This is a genomic window from Mycolicibacterium psychrotolerans, assembly GCF_010729305.1.
Taxonomy (GTDB): domain Bacteria; phylum Actinomycetota; class Actinomycetes; order Mycobacteriales; family Mycobacteriaceae; genus Mycobacterium; species Mycobacterium psychrotolerans.
Map to the genome: position 1 here is coordinate 1877439 of NZ_AP022574.1, position 22803 is coordinate 1900241.

General features: G+C 69.0%; 16 protein-coding genes. 10 read left to right on the forward strand and 6 right to left on the reverse strand.

All coding sequences use genetic code 11. The features are described 5' to 3' along the window. The first annotated feature begins 36 nt into the window (after positions 1–36). The gene (locus tag G6N45_RS09285; protein ID WP_163721824.1) at positions 37–1731 is read left to right on the forward strand and encodes an AMP-binding protein; all 1695 of its coding nucleotides are present in this window, start codon (positions 37–39) and stop codon (positions 1729–1731) included. Between the two features lie 5 nt (positions 1732–1736). Beyond that, complete coding sequence (locus G6N45_RS09290; protein WP_163721825.1) at positions 1737–3365, forward strand: AMP-binding protein; 1629 nt, start codon at positions 1737–1739, stop codon at positions 3363–3365. On the opposite strand, the gene G6N45_RS09295 is transcribed toward G6N45_RS09290, so the two are convergent. Beyond that, on the reverse strand, positions 3362–4465 hold the full coding sequence (locus G6N45_RS09295) for an epoxide hydrolase family protein (RefSeq protein WP_163721826.1): 1104 nt from the start codon (positions 4463–4465) through the stop codon (positions 3362–3364). The two genes, G6N45_RS09290 and G6N45_RS09295, sit on opposite strands and share 4 nt — an antisense overlap. A gap of 32 nt (positions 4466–4497) precedes the next feature. Between G6N45_RS09295 and G6N45_RS09300 the strand changes: the two genes are divergently transcribed. Continuing rightward, complete coding sequence (locus G6N45_RS09300) at positions 4498–4956, forward strand: hypothetical protein (protein WP_163721827.1); 459 nt, start codon at positions 4498–4500, stop codon at positions 4954–4956. A gap of 1 nt (position 4957) precedes the next feature. On the opposite strand, the gene G6N45_RS09305 is transcribed toward G6N45_RS09300, so the two are convergent. Then, positions 4958–5650: a hypothetical protein gene (locus G6N45_RS09305; protein ID WP_163721828.1), complete on the reverse strand. Its 693-nt coding sequence runs from the start codon at positions 5648–5650 to the stop codon at positions 4958–4960. A gap of 91 nt (positions 5651–5741) precedes the next feature. Here G6N45_RS09305 and G6N45_RS09310 point away from each other — a divergent pair, with 91 nt between their 5' ends. The 3 genes from G6N45_RS09310 to G6N45_RS09320 are packed head-to-tail and all read left to right on the forward strand — an operon-like array spanning position 5742 to position 8663. Next, positions 5742–6392 carry an ATP-binding cassette domain-containing protein gene (locus G6N45_RS09310; protein ID WP_246229057.1) on the forward strand — a complete coding sequence of 217 codons (651 nt, stop codon included), beginning with the start codon at positions 5742–5744 and terminating at the stop codon, positions 6390–6392. Positions 6393–6406: 14 nt separating this feature from the next. Beyond that, positions 6407–8401, forward strand: a complete 1995-nt coding sequence (locus G6N45_RS09315; RefSeq protein WP_179965355.1) for a YhgE/Pip domain-containing protein — start codon at positions 6407–6409, stop codon at positions 8399–8401. A 1-nt stretch (position 8402) separates the two neighbouring features. Further along, positions 8403–8663, forward strand: a complete 261-nt coding sequence (locus G6N45_RS09320) for a hypothetical protein (RefSeq protein WP_163721831.1) — start codon at positions 8403–8405, stop codon at positions 8661–8663. A 69-nt stretch (positions 8664–8732) separates the two neighbouring features. On the opposite strand, the gene G6N45_RS09325 is transcribed toward G6N45_RS09320, so the two are convergent. Further along, positions 8733–10205: an acetyl-coenzyme A carboxylase carboxyl transferase subunits beta/alpha gene (locus G6N45_RS09325; RefSeq protein WP_163721832.1), complete on the reverse strand. Its 1473-nt coding sequence runs from the start codon at positions 10203–10205 to the stop codon at positions 8733–8735. A gap of 25 nt (positions 10206–10230) precedes the next feature. Between G6N45_RS09325 and G6N45_RS09330 the strand changes: the two genes are divergently transcribed. The 4 genes from G6N45_RS09330 (at position 10231) to G6N45_RS09345 (ending at position 16185) form a co-directional block, all read left to right on the forward strand. Next, positions 10231–10965 carry an enoyl-CoA hydratase gene (locus G6N45_RS09330; RefSeq protein WP_163721833.1) on the forward strand — a complete coding sequence of 245 codons (735 nt, stop codon included), beginning with the start codon at positions 10231–10233 and terminating at the stop codon, positions 10963–10965. Further along, positions 10965–12077: an MBL fold metallo-hydrolase gene (locus tag G6N45_RS09335; protein ID WP_163721834.1), complete on the forward strand. Its 1113-nt coding sequence runs from the start codon at positions 10965–10967 to the stop codon at positions 12075–12077. The genes G6N45_RS09330 and G6N45_RS09335 overlap by 1 nt, the downstream gene beginning before the upstream one ends. Before the next feature lie 27 nt (positions 12078–12104). Further along, entirely contained in the window at positions 12105–13703 is a 1599-nt protein-coding gene (locus G6N45_RS09340; protein ID WP_163721835.1) for a serine hydrolase, read from the forward strand. A 94-nt stretch (positions 13704–13797) separates the two neighbouring features. After that, complete coding sequence (locus tag G6N45_RS09345; protein ID WP_163721836.1) at positions 13798–16185, forward strand: cation-translocating P-type ATPase; 2388 nt, start codon at positions 13798–13800, stop codon at positions 16183–16185. A 151-nt stretch (positions 16186–16336) separates the two neighbouring features. Here the strand turns inward: G6N45_RS09345 and G6N45_RS09350 are convergent, their stop codons facing one another. Genes G6N45_RS09350 through G6N45_RS09360 form a run of 3 tightly spaced genes read right to left on the reverse strand, consistent with a single transcriptional unit; the run spans position 16337 to position 22220 of the window. After that, complete coding sequence (locus tag G6N45_RS09350) at positions 16337–17596, reverse strand: glycosyl hydrolase family 8 (protein WP_163721837.1); 1260 nt, start codon at positions 17594–17596, stop codon at positions 16337–16339. Next, the gene (locus G6N45_RS09355; protein WP_246228932.1) at positions 17593–20913 is read right to left on the reverse strand and encodes a glycosyltransferase family 39 protein; all 3321 of its coding nucleotides are present in this window, start codon (positions 20911–20913) and stop codon (positions 17593–17595) included. The genes G6N45_RS09350 and G6N45_RS09355 overlap by 4 nt, the downstream gene beginning before the upstream one ends. Further along, positions 20910–22220 (reverse strand): glycosyltransferase, encoded by a 1311-nt coding sequence (locus tag G6N45_RS09360; protein WP_163721838.1) that lies wholly within the window; start codon positions 22218–22220, stop codon positions 20910–20912. The genes G6N45_RS09355 and G6N45_RS09360 overlap by 4 nt, the downstream gene beginning before the upstream one ends. Positions 22221–22803: the final 583 nt, after the last annotated feature.

The following is a 22803-nucleotide window of genomic DNA, read 5'->3' on the forward strand; positions in this document are numbered from 1 at the left end:
CGCAGTCTCGGCGGCTTTCGGGGCAGTATCGACGCCATGGCGACCAACACCGACCTTTACCGCGCCGCCCGCGACCACCTGGTCGAGGTGATCGGCGACTACGACAAGGCCGTCGAGACGTTCGAATGGCCCCGGCTGACGGGGCGGTTCAACTGGGCGACCGACTGGTTCGACGTCGTCGCCGGCGACCGGCCCGACGACGTCGCGCTGTGGATCGTGGAGCAGGACGGCCGCGAGGTGAAGGCGACGTTCGCCCAGATGGCGACACGATCGGATCAGGTCGCCACCTGGTTGCGCGGCCTCGGCGTCGGCAAGGGCGACCGGGTCATCCTGATGCTCGGCAACCAGGTCGAGCTGTGGGAGTCGATGCTGGCCGTGGCCAAGCTCGGTGCGGTGATCATGCCGACGACCGCGGCGCTGGGCCACGACGACGTCGCCGACCGGCTGCGGCGCGGGCGCGCGGGCTTCGTCGTCGCCAACGCCTCGGACGCGGCGAAGTTCACCGGGGTCGACGAACCGTTCACCGGGGTGGCCGTCGGCGGGGCCGTGTCGGGCTGGCACGCCTACGCCGACGCCGCCGACGTCGCGCCGGCCGGGCCGTTCGATCCCGGCACCGCCCCGACGGATCCGCTGCTGATCTACTTCACCTCAGGCACCACCAGCAAGCCCAAGCTCGTGGAGCACTCACAGGTCAGCTATCCCGTCGGCCACCTGTCGACGATGGCGTGGCTGGGGGTGCGGCCCGGCGACGTGCACCTGGCGATCAGCTCACCGGGGTGGGCCAAGCATGCGTGGAGCTGCTTCTTCGCGCCGTGGATCGCCGAGGCGACGATCTTCGTCTACAACTACGCCCGCTTCGACGCGGACGCTCTGCTCGAGCAGCTGCACCGTGGGGCGGTCAGCACCTTCTGCGCTCCACCGACGGTGTGGCGCATGCTGATTCAGGCCGACCTCGGTGAGCGGCCACCGCACCTGCGGGAGGTTCTGGGGGCGGGCGAGCCGCTGAACCCGGACGTCATCGCGCAGGTCGAGCGGGCCTGGGGATTGACGATTCGCGATGGCTTCGGTCAGACCGAGACCACGCTGGCTGTCGGCAACACGCCCGGCCAGCCCGTCAAGTCCGGGTCGATGGGCCGGCCGATGCCCGGCGTCCCCGTCGTGCTCGTCGACCCACTCACCGGTGAGCCTGCCGAGGAGGGCGAGATCTGCCTGGACCTGAACGCGACCCCGCTGAACCTGATGAGCGGCTACCTCGACGACGAGAAGCGCAACGCAATGGTCATGCGCGACGGCCGGTACCACACCGGGGATGTCGCCACCCGCGACGACGACGGCTACATCACCTACGTCGGGCGCACCGACGACGTGTTCAAGTCCTCCGACTACAAGGTGTCGCCGTTCGAGCTGGAGAGCGTTCTGATCGAACACCCGGCCGTCGTCGAGGCCGCGGTGGTGCCCGCCCCCGACGACACCCGGCTGGCCGTCCCGAAGGCCTACATCGCCCTCGCCGCGGGCTGGAGCGCCGACGCCGAAACCGCGCGGCAGATCCTGCAGTACAGCCGCGACCACCTGGCGCCGTATCTGAAGGTCCGCCGCGTCGAGTTCGCCGAACTGCCCAAGACGATCTCGGGCAAGATCCGCCGGGTCGACCTGCGCCGCCGGGAGCAGGACGCCCACAGCGCCGGTACGCCGATCGACACGGAGTTCCGCTACGAGGACCTGGTGAGGTGAGCACTATGACCGAGCTCTCCTACGACGCGGGACCCACCGACGCACCGATCCTGGAGGAGACGATCGGCGCGAATTTCGAACGCATCGCCGCCACGTTCGCCGACACCGACGCCCTGGTCGACGTCCCCACCGGACGGTCCTGGACCTATGCCGAGCTCGACGCCGAGATCAATGTCGTGGCAAGGGGTTTGATGGCACGCGGTATCGCACCGGGCGACCGGGTCGGGATCTGGGCGCCCAACAGCGCGGAGTGGGTGATCGTGCAGTTCGCCACCGCGAAGATCGGCGCCATCCTGGTCAACGTCAACCCGGCCTACCGCACCCACGAGCTGGTCTACGTTCTCGAGCAGTCGGGGCTGCGCACGCTGTTCGCCGCGACGTCGTTCCGGTCCTCGGACTACGTCGCGATGGTCGCCGAGGTCCTCCCGCAGGTGCCCGGAGTCGAGGACGTGATCTTCTTCGGCACCGACGACTGGGCCCGCCTGCGCGAGGACGCGGACTCGGTGGGCGCCGAGGATCTGGCCCGAAGGTTGGCCGGGCTGTCCAACAACGATCCGATCAACATCCAGTACACCTCGGGGACAACGGGTTTCCCGAAGGGCGCAACGTTGTCGCACCGCAACATCCTCAACAACGGCTACTTCGTCACCGACCTGATCCGGCTCGGACCGGGGGACCGGCTGTGTATCCCGGTGCCCTTCTACCACTGCTTCGGCATGGTGATGGGGAACCTCGGGTGTACGACGCACGGCGCCACCATCGTCATCCCCGCCGCGGGCTTCGACCCGGCGGCCACCCTGCGCGCGATCGCCGCCGAGCGGTGCACCGGCGTGTACGGGGTGCCGACGATGTTCATCGTGATGCAACACCATGCCGACTTCGCGGCGACGGATCTGTCGTCGCTGCGCACGGGCATCATGGCCGGCGCAGTCTGCCCGGTCGAGGTGATGAAGCGCTGTGTCGAGGACATGCACATGACCGAGGTCGCGATCGCCTACGGGATGACCGAGACGTCACCGGTGTCGTGTCAGACCCTCATCGACGACGACCTCGACCGGCGCACGTCGTCGATCGGGCGGGCCCACCCGCACGTCGAGATCAAGATCGTCGACCCCGACACCGGGGAGACGGTGCGCCGCGGTGAGCCGGGCGAATTCTGCACGCGCGGTTACTCGCTCATGCTCGGCTACTGGCGGGACGACGAGAAGACCAGGGAGGCGATCGATCCCGACGGCTGGATGCACACCGGTGACCTGGCGGTGATGCGGGAGGACGGCTATTGCAACGTCGTCGGCCGCATCAAGGACATGGTGATCCGCGGCGGTGAGAACATCTACCCGCGTGAGATCGAGGAGTTCCTGCACACCCATCCCGACGTCGAGGACGCTCAGGTGATCGGGGTGCCGGACGCGACGTACGGCGAGGAGATCTGCGCGTGGATCCGGATGAAGCCGGGCAGACCGGCGCTCGATGCGGCCGCGCTGCGCGAGTTCGCCTCGGACAAGCTGGCGCACTACAAGATTCCGCGCTACGTCCATATCGTCGACGAGTTCCCGATGACCGTGACCGGTAAGGTCCGCAAGGTCGACATGCGCAAGGACAGCATCGACATGCTGGGCCTGGAAAAGACTTAACGGAAGTCGGCGAAGAAGGCGCTGACGTCGTCGGCGTAGAGATCGGGCTGCTCGAAGGCGGCGAAGTGGCCACCGCGCGGCATCGTGGTCCAGCGGGTGATGGTGTAGTTCGCCTCGCACCAGGCCCGCGGCGAGCGCAGGATCTCCTTCGGAAACGACGCCACACCGGTCGGAAGTTCGACCCTTCCGGGGCTGCCGAAACTGCCGAAGCTCTCCCAGTACAGCCGCGCCGACGACGTCGCGCTGGCCGTGAGCCAGTACAGCATCACGTTGTCGAGGAGTTCGTCCTTGGTCAGCACGTTCTCGGGATGGCCGTCGCAGTCCATCCAGGACCAGAACTTCTCGACGATCCACGCCATCTGCCCCACAGGCGAGTCGGTGAGCCCGTACCCCAGCGTCTGCGGACGTGTCGACTGCTGCTTGGAATAGCCGGTACCCCACTGTCGGTGCTGCGCGAGGTGCTCCAGCACGTCGCGCTCCTCCGGTGAGAGACCGGTGAGGTCCTTGGGCGGTGCGCCCAGCGGCATGTTGGTGTGGATCGCCACGCAGTGGCCCCGATTGCGGCCGATCTGCGTCGTCACCGCAGATCCCCAGTCGCCGCCCTGCGCGCCGTAGCGGCGGTACCCGAGCCGCACCATCAGCTCGTCCCACGCCGCTGCGATGCGTTCCACCCCCCACCCCGTCGCGGTCGGCTTGCCCGAGAAGCCGTACCCGGGAAGGGACGGGCACACCACGTCGAAGCCGGCATCGTTGAGCGGCTCGATCACCTTGGTGAACTCGACGATCGACCCCGGCCATCCGTGCGTGATGATCAGCGGGAAGGCGTCGTCGCGCGTCGAGCGCTGGTGGATGAAGTGGATCTTCAGCCCGTCGATGTCGGTGGTGTACTGGTCGAATCGGTTCAGTGCGGCTTCCCTTGTGCGCCAATCGTATTCGTCTCGCCAGTAGTCGGCCAGCTCGCGCGTGTACGCCAGTGGGATGCCCTGGCTCCAGTCGTCGACGCATTCGGGCTCCGGCCACCGCGTGCGACGGAGCCGATCGGCCAGATCGGCCAGGTCGGAATCAGGCACGGCGATGCGGAACGGCGTGATCTCGGCCATGGCTCATCCTGACACTTGGATAATCGGATGCTGTGTCCACCCCGACGTCGGCTCCGACGCTCGTCCTCATCGCCGCCACCACGCTGGCGGCCTGCATCTTGCTCGGCGGCGCCCTCTACGAGGCGCTCGTCGTCGACCCGTCCTGGCCCCGCCGGCCGGGCATCATCCAGTCGCGCAACGGCGGCATCGCCAGGGTGCGATTCTGGTTGCCCGCACCGGTGATCTTCGAGATCCTGCTCGTGGTCACGCTGATCGTGACGTGGGGCGACTCCGACGTCGGGGTGGCACTGCTGGTGGCTCTGATCAGTCACGCCGCGATGCGGCTGTGGGCGCTGTTCGACCTGATCCCGCAGGCGGCGGAGTTCGAGAGGAAGGACCCGGCCGACATCGACGAGGCGGCGGCGGTGCGGTGGACGCGGCGCAATCTGCTGCGGGTGCCCCTGCTGCTCGTGACCTCTTCTGCGATGCTCGCCGCTCTGGCGCTGGCCTGACTCACGCCTCCAACTCGCCGAGCACCTTGCTCTCGATCGCCGCCCGGGCGGCGGGCGGCAGCACGATCAACCCGGCCAGCTCCCTCTGCGCCCGGCCGTAGGCGTTCTGGCGTTCCTGCGGAGTGGCGGCCTCGTCGCCCGCCAGCCGCAGCAGGTGCTGGGCACGGGCCAGCCGGCCCTGATCCTCGGCGGAGAAGTCGCTGCGGCGTCGCCGGATGGCCTCGGACTCTGCGGCGTCGAAGGCCGCCACGTACTCGCCGACCGCATCGCGGTACTCGACCTGGGCGGCGCGGTCGTCGAGGATGTCGTCGAGATGCGCGGGCCGCAGCAGATCGGCGCGGCTCTTGGCCTTGTGGAACGCGAGCGTCAGCGGTTCCCGCATGTCGGTCATCACCGGGAAGTCGAGCAGCTTGGCGACGTCGATCTCGTAGGACAGCCAGCGCTGGTCGGTGGCGTCGTGCCTCTGGAGCACCCTGGCGATCTCCCGCCGGTTACCGTCCGCACGGGTTTGACCGGCCGCCTTCTCCCGGGCCAGCGCGACCTTGGTCTCCTGCTTGATCCGGTAGCGCTCCAGCCGGCGCTGAGCGCGGCGTTCGTTGGCCGCCGACACGCCCCGCACCGCGCCGCCGATCACACCGCTGAGCGGAAAGATCAGCCACCAGAAGTTTCCGGCGAAATGCAGGAGCGACTCCACATGCCCAGAATGCCACCGCCGGGTGTGGTGGGATTGCCGAGTGTCGGACGCCCCAGCTCCCGAGCCCGCCATCATCGCCCGCGGATTGACCATGCGCGGCCCGTGGGGACCGGTGTACGGCCCCGTCGACCTGGAGGTGGCGGCGGGCGGGGTGACCGTGCTGGTGTGTCCGGCCGGGTCGGGGCGCACCGCTCTGTCGATGACGCTGGCCGGCCGGATGCGCCCGAGGTCCGGCACGCTGTCGGTGTTCGGCCGCACCCGGGTGCAGGACATCTTCGCCGCCGCGGCGCTGGCCGGCATCGATGAACTCGACACCGTCGCCGAGTCCGTCACCGTGCGCGACCTGATCACCGAGCAACTGCGCTGGGATGCCCGGTGGTACAAGCTGATCCGACGCGCCGACGAGGCCGACCTGGCGCGGGTGTGCGGGCCGGTGTTCGGTGAGCTGCCGCTGCCGCCGCTCTCGGAGTACGTCGAGGAGCTCACCGAACTCGACGGCCTGCTGCTGCGCATCGCGCTGGCCAACACCAACCGCCCGCCGCTGCTTGTGGTCGGCAACCTCGAACAGGTGACCAGCGACCACAACCGGGACCTGCTGGTCGGGCGGCTCGTCGACCTCGGCCGCGACCAGACGGTGCTCACCGCCAGCGTCAACGGCGTCACCGGCCATCCGGTACGACAGGTCCCGGTCGCCAACGTCTCCCGCGCCGAGCTCGCGGGGCAGCAGAAGGGTGGTTCCTAGTGGTGCTTGCCGGTATGTCGCTGGGCACCGACCTCAAGCGGTACTCCCGCGGTCTGATGCCGCGCATCGCGCTCGTCACGATCATCCTGATGCCGCTGCTGTACGGCGCGATGTACCTGTGGGCGTTCTGGAATCCCTTCGCCGAAGTCAACAAGGTGCCGGTGGCGCTGGTGAACGAGGATCGCGGCGCCCAGGCGCAGGGCCAGCCCGTGCGTGCCGGCGACGAGGTCGCCCGCGCCCTGATCGACTCCGGCCAGCTCGACCTGACCGAGGTGTCGGCCGCCGAGGCCGCCGACGGGGTGGCCGGCGGCCGCTACTACTTCTCGATCACGTTGCCCGAGGACTTCTCCGCCCGGGTGAGCTCCCCTGCGGGTCCGGACCCGCAGCAGGCGCAGATCCGGTTCACCTTCAACGACGCCAACAACTACCTCGGCACGGTCATCGGGCAGAACGCGTCTCGCGAAATCCTCAACCAGGTCAACGCGACGATCGCCGAGCGGGGGATCGGCACCGTGGTGAACGGACTCGGCGACGCCGGTCGCGGACTGGACCAGGCCGCCGACGGCGCACAGCAATTGGCCGGGGGACTCACCACCGCGGACGACGGTGCACGCAAGCTCGCCGGCGGCGCCGACACGCTGGAGTCGGGGCTGCGCAGCGCGCAGTCCGGATCGGCACAACTGGCCGCGGGCACCCGGCGGCTGGCCGGAGCCGTCGACACCGCCACCGGGCCGCTGCTCGAATTCCTGGACCGGGTGGGCGGTTTGGGGCTGAATCCCGACGAGGTCGCCGGCGCCGCAGAGCACCTGTCCGGCGCGGTTCGCTCGACGACCGACCGGATCGCCGCGCTCAACGTCAGCAGCGCCCAGGCCGCGGCGATCGTCGACCAGACGGTTGGGTTCCTGCAGTCCAACCCCGACCCGGCAGTCCGCGACGCCGGACACGCCCTGGCCGGCGCCCAGCGTCTGCTCCGCGCCCAGGGCATCGACCCCACGACCGATGAAGGTCTGGTTCGGTTGCGCGACAGCGCCTCTCGCCTGGAGACCGAGCTCGGCGACCCGAACAGTAAGCTCCGCACGTTCCTGACCCGGTCGCTGAACGGCGGGCTGCGGGCCGACGTCGCCGCCCTGCGTGACAGTGTCGACCAACTCGATTCCGGTGCGCACCGCCTCGATGCCGGGTTGGTGCAGCTCGCCGACGGCGGAGAGCAACTGTCGTCCGGAGCGCATCAACTCGCGGACGGCACCGGCAAGCTCGCGGCCGGCGGCCAGGAGCTGGCCACCAAGCTGCGCGAGGGCGCCACGCAGATCCCGTCGTGGAACCCGCAGCAGCGCACCGCGGTGGCGCGCACCCTGGCCGCGCCGACGGGCCTCGACATGCGCAACACCCATCCCGCGGCCACCTTCGGCACCGGCTTCGCCCCGTTCTTCATGCCGTTGGCGCTGTTCATCGGGGCGCTGATCGTGTGGATGTTGTTGACGCCGTTGCAGTCCCGACCCATCGTCAACGGACTGGGTGCGCTGCGCGTGGTGCTGGCCTCCTACTGGCCCGGACTGCTGATCGTGGCGTGCCAGGTGGTGGTGATGTACGCCGTCGTGCACTTCGGGGTCGGGTTGCACGCCGAGTATCCGGTGGCCACGGTCGCGTTCCTGATCCTGGTGTCCGGCGCCTTCCTGGCCCTGATCCAGGCGTTCAACGCGGTGTTCGGTGTCGCGGTGGGCAGGGTGGTGACGCTGGCGTTCCTGATGCTGCAACTGGTCTCGGCCGGCGGCATCTATCCCGTCGAGACCACCGCCAAGCCGTTCCAGATCCTGCACCCGCTCGATCCGATGACCTACGCGGTCAACGGATTACGACAGTTGACGGTCGGCGGTGTGGACGCGCGGCTGTGGACCGCGATCGCGGTGCTCGCCGCGGTGCTGCTGGCGTCGCTGGCGGCCAGTTCGTGGGCGGCGCGGCGCAACCGGCAGTACACCATGGAGCAGCTGCACCCACCGATCGAGGTGTGAGGTGAACCGTGCGGACGACCAGCGGCTCAAGGACTTCGCCGGCACGGTGGTGCTGCTTCTGCTGCAGGGATTCGTGTGGCGGGCCGCGATGTTCCTCACCCACGGCGGCGGGCCGGTGCTGCGCTACGGCGGGTTCGCGCTGCTGATGCTCACCGTCGCGGTGTCCGTGTGGCGGGTGGCCCGGGGGCGTCCGGCCGTGTGGTTGGCCCTCGGCGGCTGTGGGGTGCAACTGGTGATCGGCGCGCTGACCCTGCTCTTCTGACGCCGAAACTGTATTCCACGTTGACTTTTCCGCGCGATATCGCCGCGCGGAATACCGTTTCGGCGGGCGTCAGGGCAGTCCGATGCGGCGGTAGCGCTCGAAACGGGCGGTCAGCCGCTGCTCGGCGGGCACCGACCTCAGCGCGTGCAATTCCGCGGCGATGGTCGCCGAGAGCCGCTCGATGAAGGCTCGGGGTTCGTCGGCCGCGTCAGGGTGCTCGGGCACCACCGAGTCGACGATGCCGTTGGCGAGCAGGTCGACAGATCGAACGCCTTGTGCCGCAGCGAGTTCGGCCGCGTGGTCGATGTCGCGGTAGACGATCGCGCTGGCCCCCTCCGGCGGCAGCGGCGCCAGCCAGCCGTGCAGCGCCGCGAGCACCCGGTCGGCGGGCACCATCGCCAGGGCGGGGCCGCCGCTGCCCTGGCCGAGGAGCACCGACACCGTCGGGGTGTCCAGCGTGACGAGATCGGCCAGGCAGCGGGCGATCTCACCGGCCAGCCCGTCCTCCTCGGCCTCGACCGAGAGCGCCGGCCCCGCGGTGTCGATGACCAGCACCAGCGGCAACTGCAGGCCGGCGGCCAGCGCCATGCCGCGTCGCGCCTCCCGCAGGGCCGCGGGCCCGACGACCCCGCCGACCACACGCTGCTGGCCCAGTACGACGGCGGGCTGGCCGCCGAACCGTGCCAGCGCCAGCAGCGTCGTCGCCGCTTCGCCCTGCCCCGTCCCGGACAGCAGCACCCGCTCGGTGGAGCCGTGGCGCAGTAGCGCGCCGACCCCGGGCCGGTCCGGTCTGCGGGACACCTCGACCGATTCCCAGGCCGGGATGTCGGGCAGCGGTTCCGCCGGGGGAGCGGGCGGAGCCTGCCCGGGTGCGTCGGCGACCACCGTCAGTGTGCGGTCGAGGGTGGCCCGCAGGATGTCCAGGGGTACCACCGCGTCGACGACGCCGTGGCGCTGCAGATTCTCCGCCGTCTGGACACCGGGCGGGAAGGGCTCGCCGTAGAGGTGTTCGTACACGCGCGGGCCCAGGAAGCCGATCAGCGCGCCCGGTTCAGCCGCGGTGACATGCCCCAGCGACCCCCAGGAGGCGAACACCCCGCCCGTGGTGGGGTGGCGCAGGTACACCAGGTAGGGAAGATGCGCCTGCTTGTGCACCTCGACCGCGGCGGTGATCTTGACCATCTGCAGGAACGCGACCGTGCCCTCCTGCATGCGGGTGCCGCCCGAGCTCGGGGAGGCCAGCAGCGGCAGGCGCTCGGCGGTGGCCCGGCGCACCGCCGCCACGATGCGCTCCGCGGCGGCCACACCGATCGACCCGGCGAGGAAGTCGAACTCGCACGCCACCAGCGCGACCCTGCGGCCGAACACGCGGCCCTCGCCGGTCAGCACCGCCTCGTCCAGACCGGTCGCGGCGGCGGCATCGGCCAGCTCCCGCCGGTAGGACTCAGAGGTCGCGACCTCGAGCGGCGGATCGTCCCAGCTGACGAACGAGCCCTGGTCGAGGAGGGTGTCGCGCAGCTCGAGGGCGCGGATCCGGCTCACAGGAAGAGGCTAATAGTCTGTGGGCATGATTGAAGCCACCCGAGACGGCAACGTGCTGACCCTGGAGATGCAGCGTCCTGAGCGGCGCAACGCGCTGAACGCGGCACTGGTCGACGGCCTGCGCGAGGCGATCGAGAAAGCGGCCGTGGAGGACGTCCGCGCGATCGTGCTCACCGGCCAGGGGCACGTGTTCAGCTCAGGGGCGGACCTGTCGGGCGGTCAGGGTGTCGCCGACGAGCTGCCGGACAAGGCGAGGGCGCTCAACCTGGCGATCGACCGGGCTCCCGTGCCGGTCATCGGCGCCGTCAACGGCCCCGCGATCGGCGCAGGCGTCATCCTGTCGATGATCTGCGATCTGCGCGTGGTGGCCCCCGAGGCCTATTTCCAGTTTCCCGTCGCCAAGTACGGCATCGCGCTGGACAACTGGAGTATCCGCCGGCTGACGTCGCTGGTGGGTGCGGGCCGGGCGCGCGGCATGCTGCTGGCCGCCGAGCGCCTCACCGCCGAGACGGCCCTGCAGACCGGGATGGCCAACCGGCTCGGCACGCTGGCCGACGCGCAGGCGTGGGCGCAGGAGATCGCGGGGTACGCGCCGCTGGCCCTGCAGCACGCCAAGCGGGTGCTCAACGACGACGGCGCCTACGAGGATCCGTGGCCCGCGCACCAGGAGTTGTTCGACCGCGCCTGGAAGAGCCAGGACATCATCGAGGCGCAGGTGGCGCGTATCGAGAAGCGCGCGCCGAAGTTCCAGGGCGCCTGATGCTCGGCGCGGCGCTGCGGTTCGGGTTCGGGACCGCGTCCCTGCTGGCCGGCGGCTGGGTGCTGCGGGCATTGCAGGGCACCCCGGAGTCGCTGGGGGCCACCCCGGCCGAGATCGCACCGGTGGCGCGGCGCTCCCCGCAGTACCGCGACGGGAAGTTCGTCAACCTCGAGGCGCCGTCGGGCATGACGGCCGACCGCGAGGCGCAGCGGATGCTGCTGCGCGATCTGGCCAACGCCGGGAACTCGGGTAAGCCGCCGGGACCGATCCCGCTCGCCGATCCTCCGGCGCCGCATCCGGCCGCCGGTCCCGCGGCGGCCAGCTGGTACGGCCACTCCAGCGCGATGATCGAAGTCGACGGGTACCGCGTGCTGGCCGACCCGGTGTGGAGCCGGCGCTGCTCGCCGTCGCGCGCCGTCGGTCCGGCGCGCATGCACGAGGTGCCGCTGCTGATCGAAGCGCTGCCCGCCGTCGACGCCGTGGTGATCAGCCACGATCACTACGACCACCTCGACATCGACACGATCGTCGCGCTGGCGCACAGTCAGCGGGCGCCGTTCCTCGTACCGCTGGGCATCGGCGCGCACCTGCGTAAGTGGGGCATTCCGGAGAGCCGGATCGTCGAGCTGGACTGGTACGAGTCCCACCGCATCGGCGACCTGACGCTGGTGTGCACCCCGGCTCGGCACTTCTCCGGCCGGCTGTTCACCCGTGACACCACGCTGTGGGCGTCGTGGGTGGTGATGGGTCCGTCGCACCGCGCCTTCTTCGGCGGCGACACCGGGTACACCAAGAGCTTCGCCGAGATCGGCGCCGAGTTCGGCCCGTTCGACCTGACGCTGCTGCCGATCGGGGCCTACCATCCGGCGTTCTCCGACATCCACATGAACCCCGAGGACGCGGTTCGCGCCCACCTGGATCTGACCGACGCAGACGCCGGCCTGATGATGCCGATCCACTGGGCGACGTTCCGGCTGGCGCCGCACCCGTGGGCCGAGCCGGCCGAACGCCTGGTCGCCGCCGCCGACGCCGAAGGTGTGCGCATCGCGGTCCCCGTTCCGGGGGGACGGGTGGACGGCGAATCGACATTCGACCCGTGGTGGCGCCTGTAGACGGTGCCGACGGGTTACCGTTCGACCATGAAACCCCGGGTGGCCGCGCTCGCGATGCTCACCGTGCTCGTCGTCGGGTGCGGCGCCGGCTCGACACCGTCCTCGTCCCAGCCCTCGACCTCGCCGTCGACCGCCGACCAGGCAGGAGACACCCCGCCCCCGCTGGTGCCCGCGATGCCCCTGCCGGAGAACGCGGTCGACGACGCGGTGGCCAGGCTCGACGAGCTGGCCGGGGACCTGATGCGCAAGTCGGGGATCCCGGGCATGGCGGTGGCCGTCGTCCACGCCGGAAAGACGGTGTACGCCAAGGGTTTCGGGGTCAAAGACGCGACGCTGCCCGAGGATCCCGGCAATCGAATCGATCCGGACACGGTCTTTCAGCTGGCTTCGGTGTCCAAGTCGCTGGCGGCCACCGTGGTGGCCCACCAGGTCGGGGTGAAGTCGGTGGACTGGAACACCCCGATCGTGGCGAAGTTGCCCTGGTTCGCGCTGTCCGACCCGGCGGTCACCCCGATGGTGACGATCGGGGACATGATGTCGCACCGCTCCGGGCTGCCCGACCACGCCGGCGACCAGCTCGAGGACCTCGGCTACGACCGCAGGCAGGTTCTCGAGAAACTGCGCGACTACCCGCTCGACCCCTTCCGGATCTCCTACGCCTACACCAATTTCGGTTTCACCGCGGGTGCGGAGGCGGCCGCGGTGGCGGCGGGCAAGCCGTGGGAGAACCTGGCCGCCGACGTGCTGTTCACCCCGCTGGGCATGACGACGGCCAGTTACCGCTACGCCGATTTCGCGAAGCGGCCCGACCGCGCGGTGGGCCACATCCACGTCGACGGCTCCTACCAACCGCGCTACATCCGCAACGCCGACGCCGAAGGGCCGGCCGGCGGGGCCAGCGCATCGGTTCAGGACATGACCCATTGGCTGGCCATGATGCTGGCCGACGGCAGCTATCAGGGCAAGCAGGTGGTCGACCGTGCCGCGCTGCTGCCTGCGGTGACCCCGCAGATCGTGTCGAGTCCCGCCGCCGAACCGGCGATGCGCTCGGGCTTCTACGGTTTCGGGTTCAACGTCGGCACCACGTCGGCGGCGCGGACCGAACTGAGTCACTCCGGGGCGTTCGAGCTGGGCGCCGGGACGAATGTGCTGATCCTGCCGTCGGCCGACGTGGCGATCGTCGCGCTGACCAACGCCACGCCGATCGGAGTCCCGGAGACGTTGACCGCCGAGTTCGCCGACCTCGTGCAGTTCGGCGAGATCCGGCAGGACTGGTACGGCCTCTACCGCAAGGCGTTCGAGGCCATGGACGTCCCGGTCGGATCGCTGACCGGCAAGACCCCGCCGCCCGATCCGGCGCCGCCGGCGCCGTTGGGCGCCTACACCGGCACGTACCGCAACGGCTTCTGGGGTGCGGCGACGGTCGCCGAGGTCGACGGCGCGCTGCGGCTGCGGCTGGGCCCTACGCTGGACGTGGAGCTGCGGCACTGGGACGGCAACGTGTTCACGTTCGCGTTCGTCACCGAGAACGCGCCGCCGGGAACGGTGTCGAAGGCGACGTTCGACGGCGACCGGCTGACGCTGGAGTACTACGACGAGGACGGCAGGGGAGTGTTCGTCCGATGACCGCCTCCACCACGACGCCCAAGCCAACGTTCGGGCGAAGAAGTACGAGAGAAACCCGCCAGAACGTCGAATTCGACGGGTGCAGGGCGCTTTCATGACCGCCGTCGTGTCCGCCGGCCTCTCCGATGCCGAGGTCGCGCAGCGCATCGCCGAGGGCAAGACCAACGACGTCCCCACGCGCGCGGCGCGCAGCGTCTCGGAGATCGTGCGCGGCAACGTGTTCACCCGCATCAACGCGATCCTGGGCGTGCTGCTGGTCATCGTGCTGTCCACCGGCTCGCTGATCAACGGTGCGTTCGGCCTGCTGATCATCGCCAACAGTGCGATCGGCATCATCCAGGAGTTGCGCGCCAAACGGACGCTGGACAAGCTCGCGATCGTCGGTCAGGCGAAACCGTTGGTGCGCAGGCAGTCTGGCACTGAGCCGCTGCTCCCCAGCGAGGTGGTACTCGACGACGTCATCGAGCTGGGGCCGGGGGACCAGATCGTCGTCGACGGCGACATTCTCGAGGCGGCCAACCTCGAGGTCGACGAGTCGCTGCTGACGGGGGAGGCCGACCCGATCACCAAAACCGCTGGCGAGCATGTGATGTCGGGCAGCTTTGTGGTCGCCGGCGGCGGCGCCTACCGGGCCACGAAGGTCGGCCGCGAGGCGTACGCCGCCAAGCTGGCCGAGGAGGCCAGCAAGTTCACGCTGGTGAAATCCGAACTGCGCAGCGGCATCAACACGATCCTGCAGTTCATCACCTACCTGCTGGTGCCGGCCGGAGCGCTGATCATCTACACCCAGCTCTTCACCACCGACGCCGGGTGGCAGGAGTCGGTGCTGCGCATGGTCGGCGCGCTGGTGCCGATGGTGCCCGAAGGCCTGGTGCTGATGACCTCGATCGCGTTCGCGGTCGGCGTGGTCCGGCTGGGCCGGCGGCAGTGCCTGGTCAACGAACTCCCCGCGATCGAGGGCCTCGCGCGGGTCGACGTGGTGTGCGCCGACAAGACCGGCACCCTCACCGAGAACGGTATGCGGGTCAGCGATCTGAAGAGACTCGACGCCTCGGGCGTGACGGAGGTCCTGGCCCAACTCGCCGCCGACGACCCCCGGCCCAACGCCAGCATGGCCGCGATCGCGGAGGCCTACCGGATGCCACCGGGCTGGAGCCCGACGGCCACCGCGCCGTTCAAGTCGGCGACCAAATGGAGCGGCACGTCCTACGGCGAGCACGGCAACTGGGTGATCGGCGCGCCGGACGTCCTGCTGGATCCGGCGTCACCGGCCGCCGAGGAGGCCGAGCGGATCGGCGCCCGCGGCCTGCGGGTGCTGCTGCTGGGCTCCAGCGACCTCCCCGTCGACGACCCCGGCGCACCCGGCACCGTCACCCCCGCCGCGTTGGTGGTGCTCGAGCAGCGCGTCCGCCCCGATGCCCGTGACACCCTCGATTACTTTGCCTCCCAACATGTGTCGGTCAAGGTGATCTCCGGGGACAACGCCGTGTCGGTCGGTGCGGTCGCCGGCTCGCTCGGTCTCACCGGCGAGACCATGGACGCGCGCCTGCTACCGGCGGAGCCCGATCGGCTGGCCGAGGCGCTGGAGGAGTACACGACGTTCGGGCGGGTACGGCCCGACCAGAAGCGGTCGATGGTGCATGCGCTGCAGTCACGCGGCCACACCGTCGCGATGACCGGCGACGGCGTCAACGACGTGCTGGCCCTCAAGGACGCCGACATCGGCGTCGCCATGGGGTCGGGAAGTTCCGCGTCACGCGCGGTGGCGCAGATCGTGTTGCTGGACAACAAGTTCGCCACCCTGCCCTACGTGGTCGGCGAGGGCCGGAGGGTGATCGGCAACATCGAACGGGTCTCCAACCTGTTCCTGACCAAGACCGTGTACTCGGTGCTGCTCGCGGTGCTCGTCGGGCTGGCGGGTCTGTCGGCCGAGATCTTCGGCACCGATCCGCTGCTGTTCCCGTTCCAGCCGATCCACGTCACGATCGCCGCGTGGTTCACGATCGGCATCCCGGCGTTCATCCTGTCGCTGGCACCCAACGCCGAACGTGCCCATCCGGGTTTCGTGCGGCGCGTGATGACCTCGGCGCTGCCGTCGGGTCTGGCCGTGGGGATCGCGACGTTCGCCTCGTATCTGCTGGCCTACCAGGGGCGGGCGGCGAGCCAGGTCGAACAGACGCAAGCCTCGACCGCGGCGCTGATCACGTTGCTGGTCTCCGCCCTGTGGGTGCTCGCCGTGGTCGCCCGGCCCTACGAGTGGTGGCGGGTGGCGCTCGTCGCGGCCTCCGCGCTCGCCTACGTGGCGATCTTCTCTCTGCCCGGCGCGCGCGAGCTGTTCATGCTCGATCCGTCGAACGTCGCGACGACGTCCACCGCGCTGGGGATCGGGGTGCTCGGCGCGGCCGCCGTCGAGGTGATCTGGTGGGTCCAGGGCGCCGTGCTGGGCGAAACCCGCAGGCTGTGGCGTTCGCCGGACCGGTGAAGAAGGGCGCATGGGGTTTGTGGACACCCGCCACCGCCGAGATCGCCAGCAGGTCGGTCCACCAGGACCACCGCGGTAATGGCCTGCACCGTCACCGGTAAGCAAGCTGTGTACCAACGGCATTGCGGTCAGTCCTCCATGATCGAGGCGCTCAACCTGCCACCGGGCATTCGCCGAGCAGCGAGGTGGTCAGCATGATGCGGCCCAGCGCCACCCATGCGGCGCCGTAATAGGTAGGCGACCGCTGCTGAAGTCGCGCCGCCGCGTCGAGGCGCTCGACGGCGCCGTCGGTATTGCCCACGCCCTGCTCGGTCGCCGCCGCGGCCACCAGGGCGACGGGATGCTGCCAATCGCTGGCAGCAGACCCATCCAGGTTCCGCAGCGCGGGAACGGCACCCGGCGCCGTGAGGATCGGGCGCATCGCACCCGCGAGGGCTCGGTCCTCTCGATCGCAGGATTCCGCGAATCGGACTGGCATTCGCGCGGCGTCGAGCCCAAAGCGTATCGGCCCCCCGCGGACGGGTCCGGTGGGCACCGCGTGCCCGACTTCGCTGACCCGGGCCCAATCGGGCGGCAGCATCCCGGCCCCGAGGAGCTGCCACGCCACCACCCGTTGGGTGCGGGTGATGTCCACCCAGCGTCGGTCGGCCGAAGCCTCGAAGGGTGATTGTTCGACGCGAGGATCGCGGTGCCAGACCGGTCCGCGCAAGGTGAGGGCACTGTCGGTCGACCGCCTGTCGGCCGACGCCTCGAAGAGCTCCCAATCGGCGCGAGGACTGAAGTACCCCGGATTGACGACGTACGGCGGCGTTCTGGCCCAGTTGCCGCCGACCAGGATGCGCCCTAGTCCTGCCACCCATACACCCGGCGGATTCAGCTCGCCTACCTTAGCCGTTGAAGTGCCAACGGCTACCGTCTCTCTCCGCAGGATCGCCTCGCCCAGCCCCTTGCCATCCTCCGTGAACTCGGGCGCATTGAAGCGTCGACCGGCCACGACCAACGCGCGCGCCGCATCGAGATCGGCATCCGCAGCGCTGTTGACATCGGTGACCTTGTCAGCGGCCCACCGCCACGCGAGCAAACCGTCGGCGCGGCGCAGATGGGTCTTCGTCCACTCCCATATCGACCGGAACCGCGCCTGGTCGTCAACCGCGACTGCGATGAGCATCGCGTAAGCCTGTCCCTCGCTCACAACGTCACCACCCTCGTCGCGGCGGACGACCCGCCCGTCGGGTTCGACGTACTCATCCAGGAACTGTCGACCAGTGGTGCGCGCAGTATCCTCGCGCATGCGGGCAACGCCCGCCGCGTCGAGCCGCGGATCGATCGCATTCGCGACCCACCAACCGGCGCCGACCACCAACACCAGCAGCAGCGCAAGGGCCGGCCCGCTGCTCAGCCGCCGCCTCACCTGGGCCCCCGAGGAACCGAAAGATCACCGGTCGTCAGGTCCGTATTCATTGGCGCGGTGTCGTCAACACCCAGAAGCATTCGAGCGGTGTCGTCGACCGGGCGTGCGCGGCGAACCACATCTCGCCAGTGCGCCCGCACGGATTGGTGCAGCGGAGGATCGGTGCGGTGTCTCGGCGGCGACACCGCAACCGAAAGCGTTACGGCAGACCTGTCCGAGTCCAGTCGCGCTGTCCGGTCACCGTCCGGATTCAGTCGCGCTGTTCGGTCACCGTCCGGATTCAGTCGCGCTGTCCGGTCACCGTCCGGATTCAGTCGCGCTGTCCGGTCACCGTCCGGATTCAGTCGCGCTGTCTGGTCACCATCCCAGTCTCGCCCTGCAATCTCGTCAACCGGTCGTTCGCGGCGAACTACCTGACGCCAGCGCGCCCGCACCCCGTGGTGCTCCGCCGCATCCGTTTGCGGTTCAGGCCGCCGCGGCGGTCGCGCCCTGACCCGCAGGACCGCTGCGCCCACGATGGCGAGGACGAACAGCAGGACCGCGATCCGCTTTCCGCCTGAGCGTTCGATTGACGCGGGCATCGTCGTTTTCGCTTTGTCCACTGCATCTCCGCCGGCGGGCATCGTCAAGGTTGGTGGATTCAGTGCGGTGGGGGCCTCGGGAACGTCCCGCAGCGTGCGCAGCAGAGGACCATCCGGCCCGTCGGTAAGCAGGAGACTCATCGGCTGACCACGCAGGAATTCAACGGGTTGGCGCCATTCCCGGCCATTTGCCGTCATAACGGCCTGGTACCGCCCCGCGGGGACCGTGGCGTACCCGGTGATCAGACCGTACGCAGCCTGATTCACCAGCACCATCGGCTCATTCTTCTGCGGCAGCGCGAGCGCGACGTAGACAGATCCCGCAGCATTGGCGGCGTCCAGCACCCGCACAGCGGAGTCGGGCCCTAGCCCGCCCGGCGGCCCGTCCGGTGCGAGTTGCGCCGCGACACGGCTGGTGTCGGCCGCGGAGAACAGTGCGAGTGTGTAGGTCGCCCCCGGCGAGAGCGTGATCACCTGCCGGATCACCGGCGTACCACCGGCACGGTTCGTGACCACCACGTACGTCCCGGCAGGCATCGACCGATAGCCGGAGGGATTCGCGGCGTCGCTCGCCTCGAGCGAGCCGGCGGCGGTGCCGTCGATGCCCACCACGGTGAGTTGCTCGGCCGGTCGGTCACGGCGCAGATCGGCGACCCGCAGCGCCGCCGGAGCGTCCTGCCGCGGCGTCGGCCCTGTGCCCAAACCGACATCCCAGCCGCGCGCCGGAAATCGAACTTCGAGTCCGTTCGAAGTCAGATCCACCGACTCGACCGCGAACGGTCCTTCTTGGTGTTGGAAAAATGCCGCCACACCTTCCAGCTGTCGGCGCGGGCCGCCCAGTGTGATTTCGCGTCGCGGCGTGCCGGCGTCGCTCTCTCCTGCGATGGTCGAAACCGCCTCGACGCGAACGGGTTGCGTTGCAGCGACCACAGCCAGCGTCGCAAGCACACGTTGGTCTATCGTCGGAGATTGCAGAACCGCGAGTACCTCGGCGTCGGTGGTACCGGCCAGGTGCGCCGCCAGTTGACCGCCGAACGCCGCAGCCGCGGGCGGCGGCGGCTTCGAGTTCGGTCGGCCGTTGTCGACACGAAGCACCTCCACTCGGGTTCCACTCGAGCCGAATATCGCGGCTGGATGTGAGTGTGCAACCGCCTCTGTGAGTACACCTTTCGGCGGCATGTTGGCACGCAGCGACGCCGTCGACACGACCCATTGGTAGTCGGTCCAGCCGTGCGGGGCCCAGCCCTTCACCTGTCCGTCGGTATCCACCTTGTAGGCCCACACGACGTTGCGCCGGTCTCGGCCGTCCCGGATGAAGTCCAGCCAGAACGCATCATCGACGATCAGACGGTCGGTCTTCGGCACGTTCTGCGAGACCCACTGCTGCGTCTGCCGCATCGACGCGTCTTCATCGGACTCCATCAAGCCGTGATAGACCGGCAGCCACAATGACACGGCGATGGACACGATGAGCGTCCCAGCGGCAAGCACCGGAAAACGGAAGCGCCGCAGGCCGATCGATCGCTGCTCGACGTTGCGGCAGACATAGCGCAGCGCGACCTCGCCGGTGGCCGCGGCAAGAAGCGCTGTCAGCGGCAGCGCGGACAGGATGAATGGCACCGGCAGATATCCGGGCCGCAGAACAATGACGATGAGCACGACCAACCCGACCGCGAAAGCCCGGAGGCGCTTGACGAACAGAGCGGCCAGGGCGATCGCGACGGCCAAGAACGGAAGACTCGGATCAAGCCGGAGCCATTCCTCAACGGTATGGCGCTTGAGCGAATAGGGGTCATCGAGCGTGCCGCCGGGCGTGCGCTGCCACAGCTGGAAACTGATGCCATCCCAGAGACTGACATGGCCGGGCCCGGGGACCAGCTCACCCCGCAGGACAGCCATCAGCAGGTAGCTGCTCACCACCACTCCGAACAGGGCGACGAACACGGCGAGCGCGTACCGGCGAGTCACCGGCGCCGGCCTGGTCCACACCAGCCAGGCGAACGTCGGCAGCAGCAGCAGCATGGTCTCTTTGGTCAGCACCGCTACGCCGAGACATATTGCTGCGCCGAACACTGCCGAAAGCCGGCGCCGGGGTGAGCACAGAAGCACCAGCGCGCCCAGCACCCAAGCGATGGCGAGATTGTCCAGATAGACCGTGCGGGTCAATGAGATAGACAATGGAGACAACGCGAAGATCGCGACAGCCACCGCGGCTGCCCACCGCGACATCTCGATTCGGCGCGCCAAGGCCCACAGCAGGGCAGCGGTGACCACGGCGACGATGACCATCAGGTATCTGCCGGCAGCGACTGCATTCCCGCCGAAGTCGGGACCTGTAATCACAGTCCACAGTGCCAACTGCAGCCAGCCGGCCGGCGGATGGTCGTACCAGTAGGTGTAGTGGGCGAGTTCACCCCATTCAGACACGGCGTAGGCCTGGGCCATATACGTGCCTTCGTCGTCGAGTCGGGCAGGCGACCCGGTCAGGTTCATCAACCGCACCAGTCCGGTGAGGATCAACAAGATCCCGAGTATCGGGATCGAGGGATTCAGACCGATTGCGCGAATCTTGAGACCCGGTCGTGCGCGGCGAACCACGTCGCCGCCGCGCGTGTCCACAGCGTCGTGCGGTGAAACGTGGTTCGGCGGTGTCGCCGTGGCCCTGTACTCGTCGGACCTTCGATCAAGATCTCGTCGCGCCGTGTCGTCAGGAATCAGGTCGAGTCGCGCAGTCATGCCGAAGCCCGCCGCTCGGATGTGCCGGTGCGATGGGCATTGGTATGAGTGGTCTTCTCCCAGCCGCCGTGTCCGCGGCTCTCGCGCCACACCGACCGCACGGCTGCAACGGCGAGGAGCAGCTGGTACGGGAATGTGCCCAGCATCAGTCGCGCGTGATCACGCACACGTATTCGGATGCCGAATTCGCGCCCGAACTCGCCAAGTGCGGCCGCCTCGACCGCCATCATGACGAACGTCGGCGCCAGCGGCAGAAACGTCACCAAGGCAGTCGGCACCGGAACCTTCAACACGAACATCGACGCAAGCGACACGGGCAACAACACTCCCGTCGCCGCCTGCAGGAAGGGCATCGCCAGCGTGTAGCGGGCCAACAGCCGCTGCCGCCGGCCAGGCAGCTTGCGCCACTCGCCCTTCCGATAAACCTGCAGAAACCCCTGATCCCATCGGGTGCGCTGCTTGACGAGGGAGCTGATGGATCCCGGAGTTTCTTCCCGCGTGACCGTTTGTGGGTCATACGCGACGGCCACCCGGGCACCGCGCGTCGACAGCCGCACCCCGATCTCGCAGTCCTCGGCCAGACAGTCACGATCCCAGCCGCCCACCTCCCGTAACAGCTTCGTCTTGGTGAACACGGTGTTGCCGCCGAGCGGAATGAATCGCTGATCGGCGTGGAAATGCAGTCGCGACCGGAACCAGAAGTAATACTCGAGGCAGTTGCGCAGCGACCACCAACTCGTCTGGACGTTCATCAGCTGCACGCCGGCCTGCACCACATCTGCGCCGGATTCCTCGAAGCGCGCTTCGACCAGACGCAGCAGTCCCGGATGCACCTCGTCCTCGGCGTCGAAGACACCGACGATGTCGCCGCGGCATGCGGGCAGCGCGGTGTTCAGTGCCTTCGGTTTGTTCTTCGGCATGTTGTGGTCCATGACCACCCTGACGATCCCCGGGTGGCGCGCCGCCCCCGCGCGCGCTACCGAATCAGTCTGCGGGTCGTCATGGCCGATGATCACGATCACCTCGTACCTGGGGTGGTCGAGCCGGGCCATCGCATCGATGGTGTCGCCCAGGACATCCTGTTCGTGGCGAGCCGGTAGCAGCAAAGAGAACGAGCGCGGTGCACCGGCTGCGCGACGCCGAAAACCCGTTGCTGCCAACGCTTCTGGACTGCGCCACGCATGCAGCATCCACCACAGGGTAGTGCCGGAGATGGTCACCAAACCCAGTGACAGAGCCGCCAGCACGCCGTTGAGCAGGAGCTGCGGCCACAATGCCGGACGGCTTTTGCTCTGCTCTTGGGGCATCAACGTCGGGGGGTGCTCAGCGCCGCCTGGAAATGCTTGTATGCCTTGGGCCGGCGGCAGTGCGCCGCTGGATTGGTTCGCGGGATGCCCACCAGAAGGCCCGGGTGGCATCGCTCCCGGCCCCTTGTCCGTCGCGGCAGATGACCCGCCGCCATTGGCCGATGGCACCGCTGGCTGTTGCGTGGGTTGGTGAGTGCCTCCAAAGGGCCGCCCGCTGAAGACGACCAAAGCGACGAAGAACAGAACGGCGCCGAACGCCACGGCAGTTCGCTTGACCCGCAGCCCCCAAAGATGTGTCTCATCAACAGTTACCGATTCATGCAGTGCGGCGTGGTTGTGCAATCTCCTCGATACCGGAGGCTTATGGGCCCTGCGGCGAAGGCGCTCAGTGTCGTCGACGGGTCGTGGACGGTGAACCACCTCATCGGCGCGCCTAGCCGAACGCACCGACTGCTGCCGCGAATGATCGGTATGGGGTCTCGGCGATCTCGTCGGTATCGGAGGCTTGTCGGCCCTGCGGCGAAGGCGCTCAGTGCCGTCGACGGGTCGTGGGCGGCGAACCAACTCACCGGCGCGCCTCGCC